This window comes from Nocardia sp. NPDC051052 (assembly GCF_044456045.1).
In the GTDB taxonomy this organism is placed as follows: Bacteria; Actinomycetota; Actinomycetes; order Mycobacteriales; family Mycobacteriaceae; genus Nocardia.
In genome coordinates, this window is the sequence record NZ_JBITFL010000004.1 from 304970 (window position 1) to 322718 (window position 17749).

The window sequence follows — 17749 nt, forward strand, 5'->3', positions numbered from 1 at the left end:
GGCTGATAGACAACGCAGGCTGGAGGCGCACCATGCAGACATCGCTGGATATGCGGGACCTGTGGAGCACACAGCACCGCGACTGCACGATCGAGCCCATGGATCTCGACATGGACCTCGCCCAATTCGTCCGCAGCACCCACGCGGGCCACGGCCCCGAATGCTGCCAATACCTGGCCGCCTCGGCCTACTACTTCGGCCACGCCGAAGTCGGCTGACACCGATTCCGGGCCCTGACCACCCGAGGCAGGAATGACGAAAGTCTGACGCTGCGGCGTGGCCGGGCCTGGAGTGGGCTCGGACCAGGCACGATCAGGGTATGACGCCAGTTCGAGCGAAAGTGGTCGTGATCGTCGCCCCGGCCGGGCCGCAGTCGAAGAAGCGTGGGTGATCGGCGTGCGAGTGCTGCTCACCGGCGCGGCCGGGTTCATCGGATCGCACATCCGCCGCGACCTGGTCGACGCCGGGCACGAGGTGATTTCGCTCGATCTGATGGTGTCCGCGGCACACGGGCCGGACGCGCGGGCCCCTGAAGGTGTTGAGCGGGTGGACGTTCGCGACGGCGCGGCGCTGGACACGGTGCTGCGCGGCGTCGACGTCGTCTGTCATCAGGCGGCGGTGGTCGGCAATGGGGTGAGTGCGCAGGACGCGCCCGCCTATGCGAGTCACAACGACTTCGGGACCGCGGTGTTGCTGGCGGCGATGGATCGTGCCGGATGCCGCAGGCTGGTGCTCGCGTCCTCGATGGTCGTGTACGGCGAGGGGCGCTATCGCGGCGAGCGTTGCGGGGCAGTCGAAGTCGGTGTTCGCCGGACCGAGGACTTGGACGCCGGAATGTTCGAGTACCGCTGCCCGGATAGCGGCGAGATACTCATCTGGGATTCCGTGCACGAGGACGCGCCGTTGCGCCCGCGCAGCCTGTACGCGGCAAGCAAACTCGCACAGGAGAATTACGCTTCGGCCTGGGCGGCGGTGACCGGATCGTCGGTGACCGCCCTGCGCTATCACAACGTCTACGGCGCCGATATGCCCAGGGACACACCTTATTCCGGGGTCGCGGCGATCTTCCGGTCGGCGCTGGAAGCCGGAGACGCGCCGCAGGTGTATGAAGATGGGGGGCAGACAAGGGATTTCGTGCATGTCACCGATATCGCCGCGGCCAACCTCGCCGCGGTGGAGCAGCCGCTGCCCGGCTTCGTCCCGCTCAATGTCTCCTCCGGACGTCCCATCACCATCCGGGAGGTCGCGGTCACGCTGGCGGCGGCGCGCGGCGGGCCGGACCCGGTGGTGACGGGGCGCTATCGCCCAGGCGACGTGCGCCACGTGGTCGCGAATCCGGACCAGGCCAGGCGCGCGCTGGGTTTCGCGGCGCGGGTGGATCCGGTCGACGGCCTGACCGAGTTCGCCTTCGCGCCGCTGCGCGGTAGCGCGGGGGTCTGTGCGCCCACCTTGTGATCGCGCTCAATTACCCGACAGCGGTAAGCGAACCTCGAAACGGCTACCGGTAGGCCGATTCTCGGCGGTGATGTCGCCGCGATGCGCCTCGACCAGACCGGCCGCGATCGCCAAACCCATTCCGCTGCCGGTGGGCACGCCGTCGGCGGCGACCGGCGAACGAGCCGCGGTGCCGCGGTAGGCGACCTCGAAGATCCGCGGCAGATCCGCCTCGGCGATGCCGGGCCCGGTGTCGTCGACCCTGGCCCACGCCTGACCGTCGGCGGCACCCGCCGAGATGGCGACCTCGCCGCCGGGCGGTGTGTGCGCGATGGCATTGGACACCAGGTTGGTCAGCACCCGGCCGAGCGCCTGATCGTTGGCCGCCACCACGATTCGGCGGTCCGGCTGCTCCGCCCGCAGCGCGACCTGCGCACGTTCGGCGGTCGGCCGGTTCGCGGCGAGCACCTCGTCGATCAGCTCGCGCAGATCCACCGGTTCCAGTTCGAGCCGCAGCGCGCCCGCGTTGATCTTCGACATCTCGAACAGGTCGTCGACCATGCGGGACAGCCGGTTGGTCTCGATGCCGATCTGCTCGGCGTAGGACGTCACATCGGCCTGCCCGCTGACCACGCCGTCCGAGAGGGCCTCGGCCATCGCGCGAATGCCCGCCAGCGGGGTACGCAGATCGTGGCTCACCCAGGCGACCAGCTCGCGCCGGGACTTCTCGGCCGCCCGCTCCTGCTCGCGGATCTGCTTCTCCCAGACCATCTTTCGAGCCTGTTCGCGGCCGAGTAGGACGGCTCCCGGCACGGTGACCGCCGCGACGATGCCGAGCACCACCGCGGTGCGCTGGAGTTGCTCGGTGAACATCAGGCCGCTGACGCCGATGATGCCCGCGAGGGTGGACAGCGTCGGAATCAACACCAGCACAGCCATGCTCGTGGTCACCGAGCGATTCCTGGTGGCGCGCAGGATCACCGCGCCGATCAACACCACCGGCACCGAGCAGGCCAGCGAGTACAGGATCAGCTGGGTGGTGTCCTCAGGCATCGACGGCTCCATTTCCCGGTTCGGTGCGCGCCCACGCGTACCCGCGACCCCACACCGTCTCGATGCGGTGGCGGGCGCCGAGTTTCGCGCGTAATCGCTTGATGTGCACGGTGACCGTGGACAGGTCGCCGAAGTCCCAGCCCCACACCTGGGCGAGCAGCTGTTCGCGGCTGAACACCTGCTGCGGATGCTGGAGCAGGAAGACCAGCAGATCGAACTCGCGTGGGGTGAGGTCCACCGGTTCGCCGTCGACCAGCGCGAGCCGGAACGCGGGACGCACCTCGATCGCACCGTCGCGCAGCGTCGGCGCGGCGTCTTCGCGCACCGCCTGGGTGCGCCGCAGCACCGACGCGACCCGCAATGCGAGCTCCCGTGGACTGAACGGCTTGGTGACGTAGTCATCGGCGCCCGCCTCCAGACCGAGCACCCGGTCGTCCTCGTCGCCGAGCGCGGTGAGCAGGATGACCGGGGTCTGCGGGCGCGGCCCCGAGCGGATCGCGCGGCAGATCTCGATGCCGTCCGGCGCGGGCATCATCACGTCGAGCACGGCCAGTTCGATCTGATCGCCGCAGTCCGCGAGCGCCGCCAAAGTCGCTGGGCCGTCGGCGGTTTCGCGTACGGTCAAGCCGTCTCGTTCGAGGTAGCGCCGCACCACGTCCCGGACAACCGGATCGTCGTCGGCGATCAGGATGGTCATCGTTTCACCAATTCGTCAGGAGCAGGTGAGCCAGCACGAGCGTTCCGATGCTCTGCACCGCGAGCCAGCCGCGGACGGTGGACCGTGGCAGGAAAGCGGGCGCGGCGAGCAGCCACATATCGAACGGTAACCAGATGCGTTCGGTTTCGGCCTTACTCAGCCCACTGAGGTCCGCGGCCAGGATCGCACACGCGCCCGCGGCAACCAGCAGCGCCGTCGGATCGAGGGCGCGCAGCAGGCGCGGCGACAGCGCGCGATGCAGGGCCGCGGCGGTGCCGAGGCCCACCGCGCAGACGGTCGCGGCCAGATTGCCCCACCACCAATACGAATACGGCCGGTTCTTGGCGACGCCCTGGTAGTAGCGCTCGACCACCAGGTGATAGCCGTCCAGCCACCAGAATCCGGCGAGGGTGAACGCCGCGACCACCACCAGCGCGCCGGCCAGCGCGGGCAGCAGCGGCCGAAAGGTCCGGCCCGCAAGCAGAACCGCCGCCGCGGGGATCGCCATCAACGTCAACCCGTAACTCAGGTAGCTGCCGAAACCGAACAGCACTCCCGCCGCGATCGCCGCGACGTAACTGCCGCCCGGCCGGGCGGCGAGCGCGAGCAACGCGACCGCCCACGTCGTGACCCCGGCGAACATCGCGTCGGCGGAAACGGCGATCCAGATGGCGGCGGGCGCCAGCGCCAGAAACGGTAGCGCGGCCCGTGCTCGATCCTCGTTGCCGAGCGCCCGCAGCGCGACCGCGACCGCGACCACCGCGCTGGTGCCGATCAGCATGCAGGCCAAGCCCGCCCAGGCGCTGCCGCCGAGCCCGATGCGATCCAGTAGCACGAAGAACAGCAGTGCGCCCGGCGGATGCCCGGACACGTGGGTGGTCCAGGAGTCCGGCTGGAAATCGAGGATGCGGCCGGAGAATTCGCGCAGCAGCACGCCGATGTCGGTCACGCCGCCGACCTCGTGCAGGTATTCGTTGGGATCGTTGAACCGCGCGGTGAATCCGCGCCGCCAGCCGTCGATCATCGCCAGCGAGAACGTCCAGCCGAGCGCCGTGACCCACGAGATCGCCAGCAACGACCGCCACGGTAGGCGCCGGGCCAACGCGGGACCGCGGACGACGACGAGCGCCGCGAGGACGATCGCGGGGCCGGTGCCCCAACCGACGTGCGGCAGCCAGGAACCGAATATCGGCGCGGCGGCGGCATAGAGCGCGCTCCGCCACTGTTCGCTGGCAATTCGCGGCACCACAAAGGCCGTGGTGACCAATGCGGCGGCGATGCCCGCGCCGATCAGGTCGCCGCGGCTGCGGACACGCGGCGGATCAGTGGTCGCGACCTCGGAGACGTCATGCACGGCTATCACGATAGGTGGGCGGTCGGCCGGTTATCGCTGTTCCGACTGTGTTTTCTGACGATGTCACTGTTTCGTCACAGGTTTTTCGGCCGTATCGCGAGTCCGACGGCTTAGCGTCATTGCCGTGACTCGAACCCAGGGTGATCCGGACGGAGTGACCGTGGTGATTCCGTGCCGAGACGAAGCTGATGCGTTGCCGGAAGTCCTTGCCGCCATCCCGGCGGGGTACCACGCGCTAGTCGTGGACAACGGCTCGACCGACGGGACGGCCGCCGTTGCCCGCGCCCGCGGTGCCACGGTGGTGCAGGAGAGCAGACCGGGCTACGGCGCCGCGGTCCAAGCGGGCATCGCGGCGGCGCGCACCGAGATGGTCGCGGTGCTCGACGGCGACGGATCGATGGATCCCGCCGAACTGCCCGGCCTTGTCGAATTGGTCCGGGGCGGAGCCGATCTCGCGGTGGGCCGCCGACGCCCGACCCGGGCCGGGGTCTGGCCGTGGCACGCCCGCCTCGGCAATCTGCTCATCGCGCGCAGGCTGCGGCGCAAATACGGTCTGCCCGTGCACGATATCGGCGCGATGCGGGTGGCGCGGCGCGGCCGGATGCTGTCGCTCGGCCCGTTGCACCTGCGTTCCGGATATCCACTCGAACTACTCGTCGGCGCCGCGGGCGCGGGGTGGCAGGTGGTCGAGCGGGACATCGCCTATCGGCCTCGGGCCGGGGGCGTGTCGAAGGTGTCCGGCTCCTGGCTCGGCACAGCGCGGGCCACCAAGGATTTCCTGGCGGTGCTGCGATGAGCCCTTGTCCGGCAACACTGTTAGTGATCGCGAAGGCGCCGATCGCCGGGTTCGCGAAAACGCGATTGACCCCGCCGCTGACGCCACAGGAGGCCGCGCGGGTGGCCGCCGCGGCACTGCTCGACACCCTCGACTCGGTGTTGCGCAGCGATGTCTGCCACCGAGTCGTCGCGTTCACCGGTGACCTCGCCGCCGCCGAGTGCAGCCATGAATTGGCCACCGCACTAGGCGAATTCGAGGTCATCCCGCAGCGCGGTGACGGGTTCGGTGCGCGGCTCGCCAACGCCCATGCCGACGCCGCTCGCCTCGGTGCACCGGTCCTGCAAATCGGCATGGATACCCCGCAGATCGGCCCGGACGTACTGACGGCGGCCGCAATCGAACTCGCAGCCGGTGACACGGCGCTGCTGGGGCCCGCCGACGACGGCGGCTGGTGGGCGCTCGGACTGCCGACCGCACAGCCTGCCCGCGTACTCGCCGACGTGCCGATGTCCACCGATCGAACCGGAGAACTGACCCGGAAAGCGCTGCAGGACTGCGGGTATCGGGTGAATTCACTGCCGCAATTCAGCGATGTCGACACCTTCGCTGACGCTGTCCGAGTTGCAGCGGAATCCGGCGGGCGCTTCGCCGAGACGTTCCGCCGGCTACACGAGCGCGGGTTGGTATCGCGATGACGGGCATGGACACAACGGGTTACGTGGCTCGGGTCGGCGCCGTCGACGGCGGCCGCCGCCTCGGTGCGGTAGCCAGTAGGCCCGGGTACGGGGCGGTCGCCCGATGATCGGCGCGGACTTCGACATCTTCGATCGTGCGCTGGCCGGGGAACGCTGCTGGATGCGTGCCGCGGACGGCACCAGGCACCGGCTGCCGACCAGACGGTGGCTAGGGCTCGCCGGTGTCGGCGATCGTCGTGCCGATCGCGCACTCACCAGCTGTTGCGACGGGCCGACCGTGGATCTCGGCTGCGGGCCGGGACGATTGGTCGCCGCTCTGCTGCAACGCGGGGTACTGGCACTCGGCGTGGATATTTCGCCGACGGCGGTCGCCATCACCAGGTTTCGTGGCGCGCCCGCGTTACGCCGGGATCTGTTCGGGCCCTTGCCAGGAGCGGGGCGCTGGTCGTACGCGCTGCTGGCCGACGGCAATATCGGGATCGGTGGCGATCCGGGGCGCATTCTCACGCGCACCGCCGATCTGCTGGCACCCGACGGTCTGGCGATCGTCGAATTCGGCCTTCCGGGAAGTGGTTCGGTGACCCGGCAGATTCGGCTGGAGTCGCGGTCGCGGGTCGGCTCCTGGTTTCCGTGGGCCTCGGTGGGGATCGACCACGCGGAACAGCTTGCCCGCGCGACCGGATTTCAGTTGCTCAGCACCGCCGAGGTAGGCGGAAGGCACATCGCCTGGTTGCGCCGCCGCGCTTCGCAGGCGGTGATCGCGTCATGAGCCGCTCAGTCGCTTCCGGTGGTGTCCGATGAGCGTGCACGAAACCATCGAGCGCGGTCGGACATTCGCGGCACGGTGGCTTCGCGGATCCGATGCGCGCGGGCCCGAGGTGGCCAGCCGGGTAGGGATCGCGCTCGGCTCGGCGATTCTGATCTGCTTCGTCACCGGACTGCTGAGCCACTGGATCCAACACCCGCCGACCTGGTTCTGGTGGCCCGTCCATCCCGTGTGGCTGTACCGCCTGACCCAAGGCCTGCACGTCATTTCGGGCGTAGCCGCGATTCCGCTACTGCTGGTGAAGCTGTGGGCGGTATACCCGAAGCTGTTCCAGCGGCCCGTCATCGGCTCGCCGCTGCGCATGCTGGAGCGCGGCTCGATCGCCGTGCTGGTCGGTGCGATCTTCTTCGAGCTGTCCACTGGTCTCCTGAACATCGCCCAGTTCTACCCTTGGAAGTTCTTCTTCCCTCCCGTTCACTACGCCGTGGCCTTCGTCGCGATCGGTGCGCTGGCGGTGCATTTGGCGGTCAAACTGCCGGTGATTCGGGACGCTTTGAGCCGTCCGATCGACTCGGAAACGGCCGGTGTCGATACGGAGAGCAGTGCCGATGCCGTTGCGCGGCGTCATGTTTCGCGACGTACGGTGCTGACCGCGGCGTGGGTTTCCGCGGGCGCGGCGAGCTTGGCGGTTGCGGGTCAAACCGTGCCGTTCCTGCGCTGGGCAGCCGTGCTCGCGCCGCGTAGTGGTGAAGGGCCACAAGGGGTTCCGGTAAACCGGTCCGCGCAAGCCGCAGGGGTGGTCGAGCTGGCGCGAGCCTCCGACTACCGGCTGAGCGTGCTGGTCGGCGATCGGCAACGCAGTTTCAGCAGGGACGAATTGCTGGCCATGCCGCAGACGCATGCTCGGCTGCCGATCGCCTGCGTGGAAGGGTGGAGCGCGTCCGCCGACTGGACGGGCGTTCGACTGCGCGATCTGCTCGCCGCCGTCGGGCCCTACCCGGGCGGAGACGTGCGATTCCGTTCGCTGGAGACCAGCGGCATCTATGCCAATTCGGTGTTGCCGCACCGCCATGCCATCGATGCGGACACGCTGGTCGCGCTCTCCCTGAACGGTGCGGCACTCGATGTCGACCACGGCTATCCATGCCGGCTCATCGCGCCGAGTCGCCCCGGAGTGCTGCAGACGAAATGGCTTTCGACGATCGAGGCACGCCCATGAACGCGATCCGAATCCTGTTGCTGCTCGCCGGGCTGTGGCTCGGCTGGTACGGAATCACGCTGGTGCTCGACTTCCCCCGGGCCGACGTGTGGTCGATCGCCCTGTGGTTCGCCGGTGGAATCCTGTTGCACGACGGGGTATTCGCGCCGCTGTGCGCCGCCGTCGGTGCCACCGCCCGGCAGCTCCTGCCCGGGACCTGGTGGGGACCGACGGCCTGCGGGGCGGTTTGCACGGTCGTGTTGGTCGCGATCGCTTTGCCCGTGCTCGATCGTGGGCACGCCATGCCGGACAACCCGAGCGTCCTCGACCGGAACTACCCGCTCGGGCTCGCCGTGGCCCTCATCCTGGTCTGGACGCTGGTGGTCGCCGCCGCGGTGCTGCGACGCACCGGCCATCACCGATCCCGTAATCCGCGCGGCGCGACACCGAGGAGTACCCCATGACCAGCTACGACGATCTGCGGGCAGTGTTCATCAACTGCACACTCGAGCGGTCGCCGGAGGTGAGCAACACCCAGGGGCTCGTCGATATCAGCGCCCGCATCATGGCGAAGAACGGCGTGCAGGTCTCGCACATTCGCGCGGTCGACCACGACATCGCCTTCGGCGTGTGGCCGGATATGACCGAACACGGCTGGCCGACCGATGCGTGGCCCGCACTGCAACGTCAGGTCATGGACGCCGACATCCTGGTGCTGGCGGGCCCGATCTGGTTGGGCGACAACAGTTCTGTCACCAAGCAGGTCATCGAACGTCTCTACGCCAATTCCTCGATCCTCAACGACTGCGGCCAATACGCCTACTACGGCCGGGTCGGCGGCTGCCTGATCACCGGTAACGAGGACGGCGTCAAACACTGCGCCATGAACGTCCTCTATAGCCTCCAGCATCTCGGCTACACCATCCCGCCGCAGGCCGATGCGGGCTGGATCGGCGAGGTCGGCCCCGGCCCCTCCTACCTGGATCCGGACTCCGGCGGCCCGGCCAACGACTTCACCAACCGCAACACCACCTTCATGACCTGGAACCTCCTGCACCTCGCCCGCATGCTCGAGGACGCCGACGGAATCCCCGCCCACGGCAACCAGCGCTCGGAATGGGACGCCGGCTGCCGGTTCGACTTCGAAAACCCCGAATACCGCTGATCTCTTACTGAACGGGACACAGCGGCGGCGAAGCACCGCCCGGCCAGCGTGGCTGTTCGGTCCGCTGAGCGGACTCGACGGCGCCGAACCTTGTCGCGCCCCTGCGCCGCGGTCGTACGATCGACGTGTGGCTATCGCTCAGTTGAGTTTGATCACCTTGAACTGTGCCGACAAGGAAGAGCTGGCGGGTTTCTGGGCCGCTTTGCTCGGAGGGGAGATCGTTTATCGGGCAGACGATTTGGCCGTGGTGCACACGGAGCGTGGGTCATTGTGCGCGCTGCTGGTGCCGAACTATCGGCCGCCGACCTGGCCTGGGGGTGATACACCGATTCACATCCATCTCGATCTCAAGGTGGATGATCTGGACGACGCGCAGGCGGAAGCCGTGCGATTGGGTGCGCGCCTCGCCGAGGTGCAGCCAGGTCCGGATCAGTGGCGGGTGATGCTCGATCCGGCGGGTCACCCGTTCTGCCTGACAGCGCGCGCCCCGTTGCTGCCCCTGGGTCCTCAGCCGAAGAAGCAAGAAGAGGGCTGAACTCTCATTCAGTGGCACCTGGTGACGGCGAAACGCGAGCGCGAAGGCCCGCCATGGTTTGTCACTCGATGGACGGAGGCCGGTGACGATGTGTCACCGGCGCTCCTTGGGGCTTCAGGTCAGCCGGGGAATGGGTACCGCTGGTCGAGGTCGAGGTTCAGCTGGACCACGTTGACGCGCGGTTCACCGAGGAAGCCGAGGGTGCGGCCGCCGGTGTGCGCGTCCACGAGTGCCCGCACCTGATCCGCGGAGATATTGCGAGCCTTGGCGATTCGCGCGATCTGCAGGTCCGCGTACCTGGGTGAGATGTGCGGGTCCAGCCCGCTGCCGCTGGCGGTGACCGCGTCGGTGGGAACCGGGGTATCGACGGACGCGTCGCCGAAGATCGGCACGATCCGACCGGCCGCGTAGTCCTCGCTCGGCTTGGCGCAGTCGACCTGGACACCGTGGTAGGTGGCCAGGAACGGCGTCGCCGGGCACGCCTGGTTGACGCTCACCACCCGGGTGGGATGCGAGACCTGACCGTCCGCGTCGCGCGGCCCGATCACCGAGAGCACCGCGCCGACACCGTCTTTCGTGCAGAACGGACGGCCGCCATCGACGCCCTCACGGTCGCCGGCCTCCTTGCTGCGGGCGCACACCGTGGACAGCAGGCTCAGCTTGACCTTCGCCGGATCGGCGTCGAGGGTGTCCACGATGCTCTCGGGCCCGAGGTTGCTGGCCGCGGTGGCCATCGGGTCGTAGCCGGTGCTGCCGGCGGCGGACGGGCGGCTCTGGAAGTATTGCACCATCGCCTTGCCGTCCGGATCGATGAAGGACTGCCCGATCAGGCTGGAGCCGACGACCTTGCCATCGACCTTGATCAGCGAGCCGTCCGCCTTGTCGTGCAGGCCGGGTATTTGAGCGACCGCGAAAACCGCTAGGGGATAGACGATTCCGGTGATCACGGTGAGCACGAGCAGCGCACGCAACGCGGCGAAGTGCTGCCGGATCCAAGTTGAAAACTGCATGTCAGGACATCCCAGGGAGGAGTTGGACGACGAGGTCGATGATCTTGATGCCGATGAACGGCGCGATGATGCCGCCGAGGCCGTAGATCAACAGGTTGCGGCTCAACAACTTCGACGCGTTGGACGGCGTGTAGTTCACGCCGCGCAGCGACAGCGGGATCAGCGCGACGATGATGATCGCGTTGAAGATGACCGCGGACAGGATCGCCGACTGCGGGCTGTGCAGCCGCATGATGTTCAGCGCGTCCAGCCCGGGGAACAGCGCGATGAACAGCGCGGGCAGGATCGCGAAGTACTTGGCGATGTCGTTGGCGATCGAGAAGGTGGTCAGCGCGCCGCGGGTGATGAGCAGCTGCTTGCCGATCTCCACGATCTCGATGAGCTTGGTCGGATCGGAATCCAGATCCACCATGTTGCCCGCTTCTTTGGCCGCGGAGGTGCCGGTGTTCATGGCGACACCCACATCGGCCTGGGCCAGCGCCGGTGCGTCGTTGGTGCCGTCACCGGTCATCGCGACCAGCCTGCCGCCGTCCTGCTCCTTCTTGATCAGCGCCAGCTTGTCCTCCGGCGTGGCCTCGGCGAGGAAGTCGTCCACACCGGCCTCATCGGCGATCGCCTTGGCGGTCAACGGATTGTCGCCGGTGATCATGACGGTGCGGATGCCCATCCGGCGCATCTCGTCGAAGCGCTCCCGCATGCCCTGCTTGACAACGTCTTTGAGGTGGATGACCCCGAGCAGCCGCGCGGTGCCGTCCCTGACCTCGCCGACGACCAGCGGCGTGCCACCGGAGGCGGAGACACCGTCGACGGTCACGCCGACCTCGCTCGGCACGTTGCCGCCTTGCGCGCGAACCCATTCGACGACCGCGCTGGCCGCACCCTTACGCAGCTGGTGCCCGTCGTGCAGGTCGACGCCCGACATCCGGGTCTGTGCGGTGAATTCCACCCAGGTCGCGCCCTTCAGCTCGCCAGGCGTGCGCTCACGCTTGTTGAACGCCTGCTTGGCATAGACCACGATCGAGCGACCCTCGGGCGTCTCGTCGGCGAGGCTGGACAGCTGGGCCGCGTCGGCCAGCTCGTCGGCCGAAATGCCCGGTATCGGAACGAATTCCGAGGCCTGCCGGTTGCCGAGGGTGATGGTGCCGGTCTTGTCCAGCAGCAGCGTGTTCACGTCGCCGGCGGCCTCGACCGCGCGCCCGGACATGGCGAGCACGTTGCGCTGCACGAGCCGGTCCATGCCCGCGATGCCGATGGCGGAGAGCAGCGCGCCGATGGTGGTCGGGATGAGGCACACCAGCAGCGACACCATCACGATCCCGGTGATGCCGTTGACGTCCAGCGCCGAAGTGTCCGGCACCCCGGGGTTGTTCGCCTTGGCGAAGATCGCCAGCGGCTGCAGCGTGACCACCGCGAACACGAAGATGATGGTGAGCGAGGCGAGCAGGATGTTGAGCGCGATCTCGTTCGGCGTCTTCTGCCTGCTCGCGCCCTCGACCAGGGCGATCATCTTGTCGATGAAGCTCTTGCCCGGCTCCTGGGTGATCTTGACGACGATCCGGTCCGACAGCACGGTGGTGCCGCCGGTCACCGCGGAGCGGTCGCCACCGGATTCCCGGATCACCGGCGCGGATTCACCGGTGATCGCCGATTCGTCCACCGAGGCAATGCCTTCCACGACATCGCCGTCGCCGGGGACGACCTGTCCGGCCTCGACCACGACATGATCGCCGCGCTGCAGTTCCGGTGCCGCGACACCCTCCTCGACGACCGGGCCGCCGGGCGTCCAATCCACCAAACGCCGTGCGACGGTGTCGGTCTTGGCCTTACGCAGCGTGTCGGCCTGCGCCTTGCCGCGGCCCTCGGCCACCGCCTCGGCGAGGTTGGCGAAGATCACGGTGAGCCACAACCACACCACGATCGCCCAGGCGAAGAAGGTGGGATCGCTGATCGCGAGCACCGTCGACCAGACGGCGCCGATCTCGACGATGAACATCACCGGGTTGCGCCACATGGTGCGCGGGTCGAGCTTGCGTACCGCATCGGGCAGCGAGGTCAGCAGCATCTTCGGATCGAGCGCGCCGCGCGGGACCCGGCCGGACTGCTGTGCCAGCTGCTGCTTGGACTCGTTGAACTCGTCCGGGACAATGACTTCGGTAGTGGGAGTTGTCATTTCAGTGGATTCCTTCGGCGAGCGGCCCGAGCGCGAGTGCGGGCAGGAAGGTGAGCGCGACCAGAATCACGGTGGTGCCGACGACCATGCCGATGAACTGCGGGCGGTGCGTCGGCAGCGTGCCGATCGACTCGGGGGTGTTGCCCTGCTTGGCCAGCGAACCGGCGAGCGCGAGCACGAAGATGATCGGCAGGAACCGGCCGAAGACCATCGCGAGGCCGAGCGCGGTGTTGTACCACTCGGTGTTGCCGGACAGGCCGGCGAACGCGGAGCCGTTGTTGTTGGCGGCGGAAGTGAAGGCGTACAACACTTCCGAGAGGCCGTGTGGTCCCGAGTTCGCCATCGAGGCGCGTTGTCCCGGCATGGCCATCGCAAGCGCGGTGCCTATCAACACGATCAGCGGACTGACCAGGAAATAGGAAGCGGCGAGCTTGATTTCGCGCGGGGTGATCTTCTTGCCGAGGTATTCCGGTGTACGCCCGACCATCAGGCCCGCGACGAAGACGGTGATCACCGCGAGGATGAGCATGCCGTAGAGCCCGGAACCCGTTCCGCCCGGCGCGACTTCGCCGAGCTGCATGTTGAACATCGTCATCATGCCGCCGAGGCTGGTGTACGAGTCGTGGAACGAATCGACGGCGCCGGTGGACGTCAGCGTGGTCGCGCCGGAGAAGGTCGCCGAATCGGCAACGCCGAAACGGGTTTCGACACCTTCCAGGGACGCGCCGATCGCGGTCGGCACGGTGCCGTGGTGCGCGAGCTGGAAGATATTGCTCAACGTCACGCTGACGATCGCGATCGTGCCCATCACCGCGACGATGGCCACGCCCTGCTTCTTACTGCCGACCATCCGGCCGAAGGTGCGCGGCAGCGAGAAGCTGATCACCAGGATGAGGAAGATCTCGAGCCAGTTGGTCCAGGTGGTGGGGTTCTCGAACGGGTGCGAGGAGTTCGCGTTGTAGAAGCCGCCGCCGTTGGTGCCGAGCTCCTTGATCACCTCCTGGCTGGCCACCGGGCCGCCGGTGATGGTCTGCTCGGTGCCGTTCAGCGTCTGCGCGACCTGGTCGTGCAGGTGGAAGTTCTGGATCACGCCGCCGGCGATCAGCACGATCGCGAAGACGAATGCGATCGGCAGCAGGATGCGGATGGTTCCCCGCACCAGGTCCACCCAGAAGTTGCCGAGATCGCCGGTGTGCCTGCGGGCGAAGCCGCGCACCAGCGCGACCGCGACGGCCATGCCGACGGCCGCGGAGACGAAGTTCTGCACCGCGAGCCCGGCCATCTGCACCAGGTGTCCCTGGGTCGACTCACCGGAGTAGTTCTGCCAGTTCGTGTTCGTCACGAAGCTGACCGCGGTGTTCCAGGCCAGCGCCGGGGTCATCTCGGTGCCGGGGTCGTTCAGGTGCAGCGGCAGCTTGCCCTGGACCAGTTGCAAGAAGAAGAGGAACAGAATGCTGACCGCGGAGAACGCCAGCACACTGCGGGCATACACGCCCCAGGTCTGTTCGACTTCCGGCTGCACGCCGATCGCCTTATAAAGGGCACGCTCCGCACGCGAGTGCTTGGTGTTGTTGTAAACCCGGAACATGTAATCGCCGAGCGGCACATGCACCAGGGCGAGCGCGATGATCAGGGACGCGATGAACGCGATCCCCGCCGTAGTCGTGGTCACCTAGAACCTCTCGGGGAAAAGCAGCGCCGCGACCATGTACACCGCGACGGAGATGGCGAGAACCACACCGATCAGGTTCGCGATCACAGCTTTTCCACCCCTCGCTGGATCAGCCCCAGCAGGGCGAAGATCGCCACGGTAAGCACCGCGAACACGACGACAGACATGATCAACCAACCTCCATCAAGCGCTCGTGTTGTGGAGCGCGCCTTGGCGAGTCAAGTCTTCGATAAGGCGCTAGCCGAGGTTCCTTACGACTCCTTTGCGCGACGAATGCTTGCCTTTGCGCTTCGTTTACACCCCGGCTCGGGATAACTGAAAGGATGCCGTCAAAGAGTGCGGCGATACCGTCAACACACCGTAAAGATCGAGGTGATCTTCCGATACGGGGGTAGTAGTGGAGAGCCGGCCAGGCGGACGATTCCAGCGCAACCGGTTGTTCGAGTCGGTTGGAGAAGGGAACGTCATGTCGGCTGTCACCGTCGCCCTGCTTGTCGGGTTCGTGTGCTGCACGCTGCTCATTCGCGCGCTGCGGTCCCGGGGCGATGAGCTGGATACCTCGCGCGTAGTCGTCGAAGACGACCGCGTCCGTGGTCTGCGCGGCACGGAGCCGGGGGTACTCGATGCGTGAGCTTCGGCCGCACCGCGCCGGTGCGGCCGCGTGGTGCTCGGTTCGACGCCCGCGACGCGCAATGATGAACGAGTGAAACGCGGCCAACTCCGGATCTACCTCGGCGCCGCGCCGGGAGTCGGCAAGACCTACGCCATGCTCGGCGAGGCACACCGGCGGCTCGAGCGCGGCCGCGACGTGGTTGCCGCGGTAGTGGAAACACACGGGCGAGCCAAGACAGCAGCCCTGTTGGAGGGCATCGAGCGGATTCCACCCAAGCTGGTGGAGTACCGCGGTACCGAGCTGCCCGAACTCGACATCGACGCGGTACTGCGCCGCCGGCCTGCCGTGGCGCTCGTCGACGAGTTGGCACACACCAACGCGCCGGGTGGTACGAACGAAAAGCGTTGGCAGGATGTCGAACAACTGCTCGACGCCGGCATCGACGTGATCTCCACGGTCAACGTGCAGCATCTGGAAAGCCTCAACGATGTGGTCGAGCAGATCACCGGCATCCAGCAGCGCGAGACCGTGCCGGACGCGGTGGTGCGCGGCGCGGATCAGGTGGAGCTGGTCGACCTCACGCCGGAAGCTTTGCGGCGCAGGCTGTCCCACGGCAACGTGTACGCGGCCGATAAGGTGGATGCGGCGCTGCGTAACTACTTCCGACCCGGAAACCTCACCGCGCTAAGGGAATTGGCGCTGCTGTGGCTGGCCGATCAGGTCGACGCCGCCCTCTCGAAATACCGGGCCGACCACAAGATCACCGAGCTGTGGGAGGCCCGCGAGCGGGTCGTGGTCGCGGTGACCGGGGGGCCGGAGTCGGAGACGGTGGTACGCAGGGCCAGTCGCATCGCGAGCAAGGCGAGCGCCGAACTCGTCCTGGTGCACGTGGTGCGCGGCGACGGCTTGGCCGGTGTGTCGACCGAACGCTTGAACCGGTTGCGCGAACTGGCGGGCAGCCTGGATGCCTCGCTGCACACGATCACCGGCGACAACGTGCCGACCGCGCTGCTGGAATTCGCCCGCGAGGTGAACGCGACCCAGCTGGTCCTCGGCACCTCCCGCCGCTCCCGGTGGGCGCGGATGGTCGATGAGGGCATCGGCTCCACGGTGGTGCAGCAGTCGGGCAAGATCGACGTGCACATGGTCACGCACGAGGAAGCCCATCGTGGCCTGCGCCGCGGTTCGCTCATGCCGCGCCAGCCGATCAGGGCCTGGCTCGCGGCCGTGCTGGTGCCGAGCGCGGTGTGCGGAATCGGCGTCGCGTTCCTGGACGGCTACCTGCAGCTCGGCGGTCTCAGCGCGGTGTTCTTCATCGGCGTCGTCGCCGTCGCGTTGCTCGGAGGTGTTGTCCCCGCGGCCTTTTCGGCGTTGCTGTCCGGGCTGCTGCTGAACTGGTTCTTCGCCGATCCGCGCTACAGCCTGACCATTGCCGAGCCGGACAGTTTCGTCACCGTGGTGGTGTTGCTGTTCGTCGCGGTCGCGGTGGCGGCGCTGGTCGATACGGCCGCGAAGCAGACGCGACAGGCGCGCCGGGCCTCGCAGGAGGCCGAATTGCTGACGTTGTTCGCCGGTGCCGTGCTGCACGGCGCGGACCTGCCCAATCTGCTGGAACAGGTCCGCGAGACCTACGGTCTGCGCGCGGTCAGCATGCTGTGCGGCGACGTGGTGGTGGCCGCGGTGGGTCTTGACGCACCGAAGCGCGCCGCCGACGCCGAGACCGTGATCCAGGCGGGCGACGCGTCGAGTCTGCTGCTGCTGGCCGGTCGGCCGCTGGCCGCCGCCGACCGGCCGGTGCTCAACGCGGTCGCCAACCAGGCGGCCGGGCTGGTCCGTCAATCCAGGCTCGCCGAGGAGGCCAGCGCCGCCGCGGCGTTGCTCGAGGCCGACCGGTTGCGCCGGGCGCTGCTCTCCGCGGTCAGCCACGACCTGCGCACGCCGCTGGCCGGGGCCAAGGCCGCCGTGTCCAGCCTGCGCAGCGACGACATCGAGTTCTCCGCCGAGGACACCACCGAATTGCTGGAAACCATCGAGGAATCGGTGGATCAGTTGACCGCGCTGGTCGGAAACCTGCTCGATTCGTCCCGCCTGGCCGTCGGCGTGGTGAAGCCACAGCTGCAGCGGGTGTATATGGACGAGGTGGTGCATCAGGCGCTGGTCAGTGTCGGGATGGGCGCGCGTGGGTTGCGGCGCGCGGCGATGGATCGGGTGAAGGTCGAGGTCGGCGACGTCTCGGTGCGTGCGGACGCCGGGCTGCTGGAACGGGTCGTTGCCAACCTGATCGACAACGCCTTGCGGCACGCGACCCGTGACACGCCAGTACGAGTCACCGCCGAACGCGAGGGCGACCGCATCTCCATCGCCGTGGTCGACGTCGGCCCCGGCGTGCCGCCGGGCACCGAGGAGCAACTCTTCGAGCCGTTCCAGCGGCTCGGCGACCGCGACAACACCACCGGTGTCGGACTCGGCCTCTCGGTGGTGCGCGGTTTCGTCGAGGCAATGGGTGGCACCGTGCACGCCGAACCGACCCCTGGCGGAGGATTGACGATGATCGTGGACCTGCCTGCCGACGAAACGGAAGCGAGCAGCTGATGATGGATGCATCGACA

Annotated in this window: 19 protein-coding genes; 11 read left to right on the forward strand and 8 right to left on the reverse strand. The window is 67.8% G+C overall.

The window, feature by feature from the left end; genetic code table 11:
- The first annotated feature begins 32 nt into the window (after nucleotides 1–32).
- Nucleotides 33–218, forward strand: coding sequence for a hypothetical protein (locus ACIBCN_RS15335; RefSeq protein ID WP_396992173.1), 186 nt, complete (start codon nucleotides 33–35; stop codon nucleotides 216–218).
- Nucleotides 219–387: 169 nt separating this feature from the next.
- Nucleotides 388–1455 (forward strand): NAD-dependent epimerase/dehydratase family protein, encoded by a 1068-nt coding sequence (locus tag ACIBCN_RS15340; RefSeq protein WP_396992174.1) that lies wholly within the window; start codon nucleotides 388–390, stop codon nucleotides 1453–1455.
- Between the two features lie 6 nt (nucleotides 1456–1461).
- Here ACIBCN_RS15340 and ACIBCN_RS15345 read toward each other — a convergent pair whose 3' ends face one another.
- From ACIBCN_RS15345 to ACIBCN_RS15355, 3 genes are read right to left on the reverse strand one after another with little or no spacing between them, the layout of a single operon-like run.
- Entirely contained in the window at nucleotides 1462–2487 is a 1026-nt protein-coding gene (locus ACIBCN_RS15345; protein WP_396992175.1) for a sensor histidine kinase, read from the reverse strand.
- On the reverse strand, nucleotides 2480–3184 hold the full coding sequence (locus tag ACIBCN_RS15350) for a response regulator transcription factor (RefSeq protein ID WP_396992176.1): 705 nt from the start codon (nucleotides 3182–3184) through the stop codon (nucleotides 2480–2482). Before ACIBCN_RS15350 ends, ACIBCN_RS15345 begins: the two co-directional genes overlap by 8 nt.
- A 4-nt stretch (nucleotides 3185–3188) precedes the next feature.
- Nucleotides 3189–4538, reverse strand: a complete 1350-nt coding sequence (locus ACIBCN_RS15355) for a hypothetical protein (protein ID WP_396992177.1) — start codon at nucleotides 4536–4538, stop codon at nucleotides 3189–3191.
- Nucleotides 4539–4662: 124 nt separating this feature from the next.
- On the opposite strand from ACIBCN_RS15355, the gene ACIBCN_RS15360 reads away from it, so the two are divergent.
- The 7 genes from ACIBCN_RS15360 to ACIBCN_RS15390 all read left to right on the forward strand — a co-directional run bounded on the left by ACIBCN_RS15360 (nucleotide 4663) and on the right by ACIBCN_RS15390 (nucleotide 9675).
- The gene (locus tag ACIBCN_RS15360) at nucleotides 4663–5334 is read left to right on the forward strand and encodes a glycosyltransferase family 2 protein (protein ID WP_396992178.1); all 672 of its coding nucleotides are present in this window, start codon (nucleotides 4663–4665) and stop codon (nucleotides 5332–5334) included.
- A complete protein-coding gene (locus ACIBCN_RS15365; protein WP_396992179.1) occupies nucleotides 5331–6011 on the forward strand; it encodes a DUF2064 domain-containing protein in 681 nt (226 codons plus the stop codon). Before ACIBCN_RS15360 ends, ACIBCN_RS15365 begins: the two co-directional genes overlap by 4 nt.
- Nucleotides 6012–6114: 103 nt before the next feature.
- Nucleotides 6115–6780, forward strand: coding sequence for a methyltransferase domain-containing protein (locus ACIBCN_RS15370; protein WP_396992180.1), 666 nt, complete (start codon nucleotides 6115–6117; stop codon nucleotides 6778–6780).
- A 28-nt stretch (nucleotides 6781–6808) separates the two neighbouring features.
- A complete protein-coding gene (locus ACIBCN_RS15375) occupies nucleotides 6809–7996 on the forward strand; it encodes a molybdopterin-dependent oxidoreductase (RefSeq protein ID WP_396992181.1) in 1188 nt (395 codons plus the stop codon).
- Nucleotides 7993–8439, forward strand: coding sequence for a hypothetical protein (locus ACIBCN_RS15380; RefSeq protein WP_396992182.1), 447 nt, complete (start codon nucleotides 7993–7995; stop codon nucleotides 8437–8439). Before ACIBCN_RS15375 ends, ACIBCN_RS15380 begins: the two co-directional genes overlap by 4 nt.
- A complete protein-coding gene (locus ACIBCN_RS15385) occupies nucleotides 8436–9140 on the forward strand; it encodes a flavodoxin family protein (protein WP_396992183.1) in 705 nt (234 codons plus the stop codon). The genes ACIBCN_RS15380 and ACIBCN_RS15385 overlap by 4 nt, the downstream gene beginning before the upstream one ends.
- 127 nt (nucleotides 9141–9267) lie before the next feature.
- The gene (locus ACIBCN_RS15390; RefSeq protein WP_396992184.1) at nucleotides 9268–9675 is read left to right on the forward strand and encodes a VOC family protein; all 408 of its coding nucleotides are present in this window, start codon (nucleotides 9268–9270) and stop codon (nucleotides 9673–9675) included.
- A gap of 119 nt (nucleotides 9676–9794) precedes the next feature.
- On the opposite strand, the gene ACIBCN_RS15395 is transcribed toward ACIBCN_RS15390, so the two are convergent.
- From ACIBCN_RS15395 to ACIBCN_RS15415, 5 genes are all read right to left on the reverse strand, one after another.
- On the reverse strand, nucleotides 9795–10685 hold the full coding sequence (locus tag ACIBCN_RS15395; protein WP_396992185.1) for a potassium-transporting ATPase subunit C: 891 nt from the start codon (nucleotides 10683–10685) through the stop codon (nucleotides 9795–9797).
- A gap of 1 nt (nucleotide 10686) precedes the next feature.
- Nucleotides 10687–12747 carry a potassium-transporting ATPase subunit KdpB gene (gene kdpB, locus ACIBCN_RS15400; RefSeq protein ID WP_396992571.1) on the reverse strand — a complete coding sequence of 687 codons (2061 nt, stop codon included), beginning with the start codon at nucleotides 12745–12747 and terminating at the stop codon, nucleotides 10687–10689.
- Between the two features lie 109 nt (nucleotides 12748–12856).
- Entirely contained in the window at nucleotides 12857–14527 is a 1671-nt protein-coding gene (kdpA, locus tag ACIBCN_RS15405; RefSeq protein ID WP_396992186.1) for a potassium-transporting ATPase subunit KdpA, read from the reverse strand.
- A complete protein-coding gene (locus tag ACIBCN_RS15410) occupies nucleotides 14528–14614 on the reverse strand; it encodes a potassium-transporting ATPase subunit F (protein ID WP_396992572.1) in 87 nt (28 codons plus the stop codon). It lies immediately after the preceding gene.
- Nucleotides 14611–14694, reverse strand: a complete 84-nt coding sequence (locus tag ACIBCN_RS15415; protein ID WP_396992573.1) for a potassium-transporting ATPase — start codon at nucleotides 14692–14694, stop codon at nucleotides 14611–14613. The genes ACIBCN_RS15410 and ACIBCN_RS15415 overlap by 4 nt, the downstream gene beginning before the upstream one ends.
- Before the next feature lie 299 nt (nucleotides 14695–14993).
- On the opposite strand from ACIBCN_RS15415, the gene ACIBCN_RS15420 reads away from it, so the two are divergent.
- Together ACIBCN_RS15420 and ACIBCN_RS15425 are read left to right on the forward strand one after the other, a co-directional pair.
- A complete protein-coding gene (locus ACIBCN_RS15420; protein WP_396992187.1) occupies nucleotides 14994–15158 on the forward strand; it encodes a hypothetical protein in 165 nt (54 codons plus the stop codon).
- A gap of 72 nt (nucleotides 15159–15230) precedes the next feature.
- Nucleotides 15231–17732, forward strand: a complete 2502-nt coding sequence (locus ACIBCN_RS15425; RefSeq protein ID WP_396992188.1) for an ATP-binding protein — start codon at nucleotides 15231–15233, stop codon at nucleotides 17730–17732.
- Nucleotides 17733–17749 lie beyond the last annotated feature (17 nt).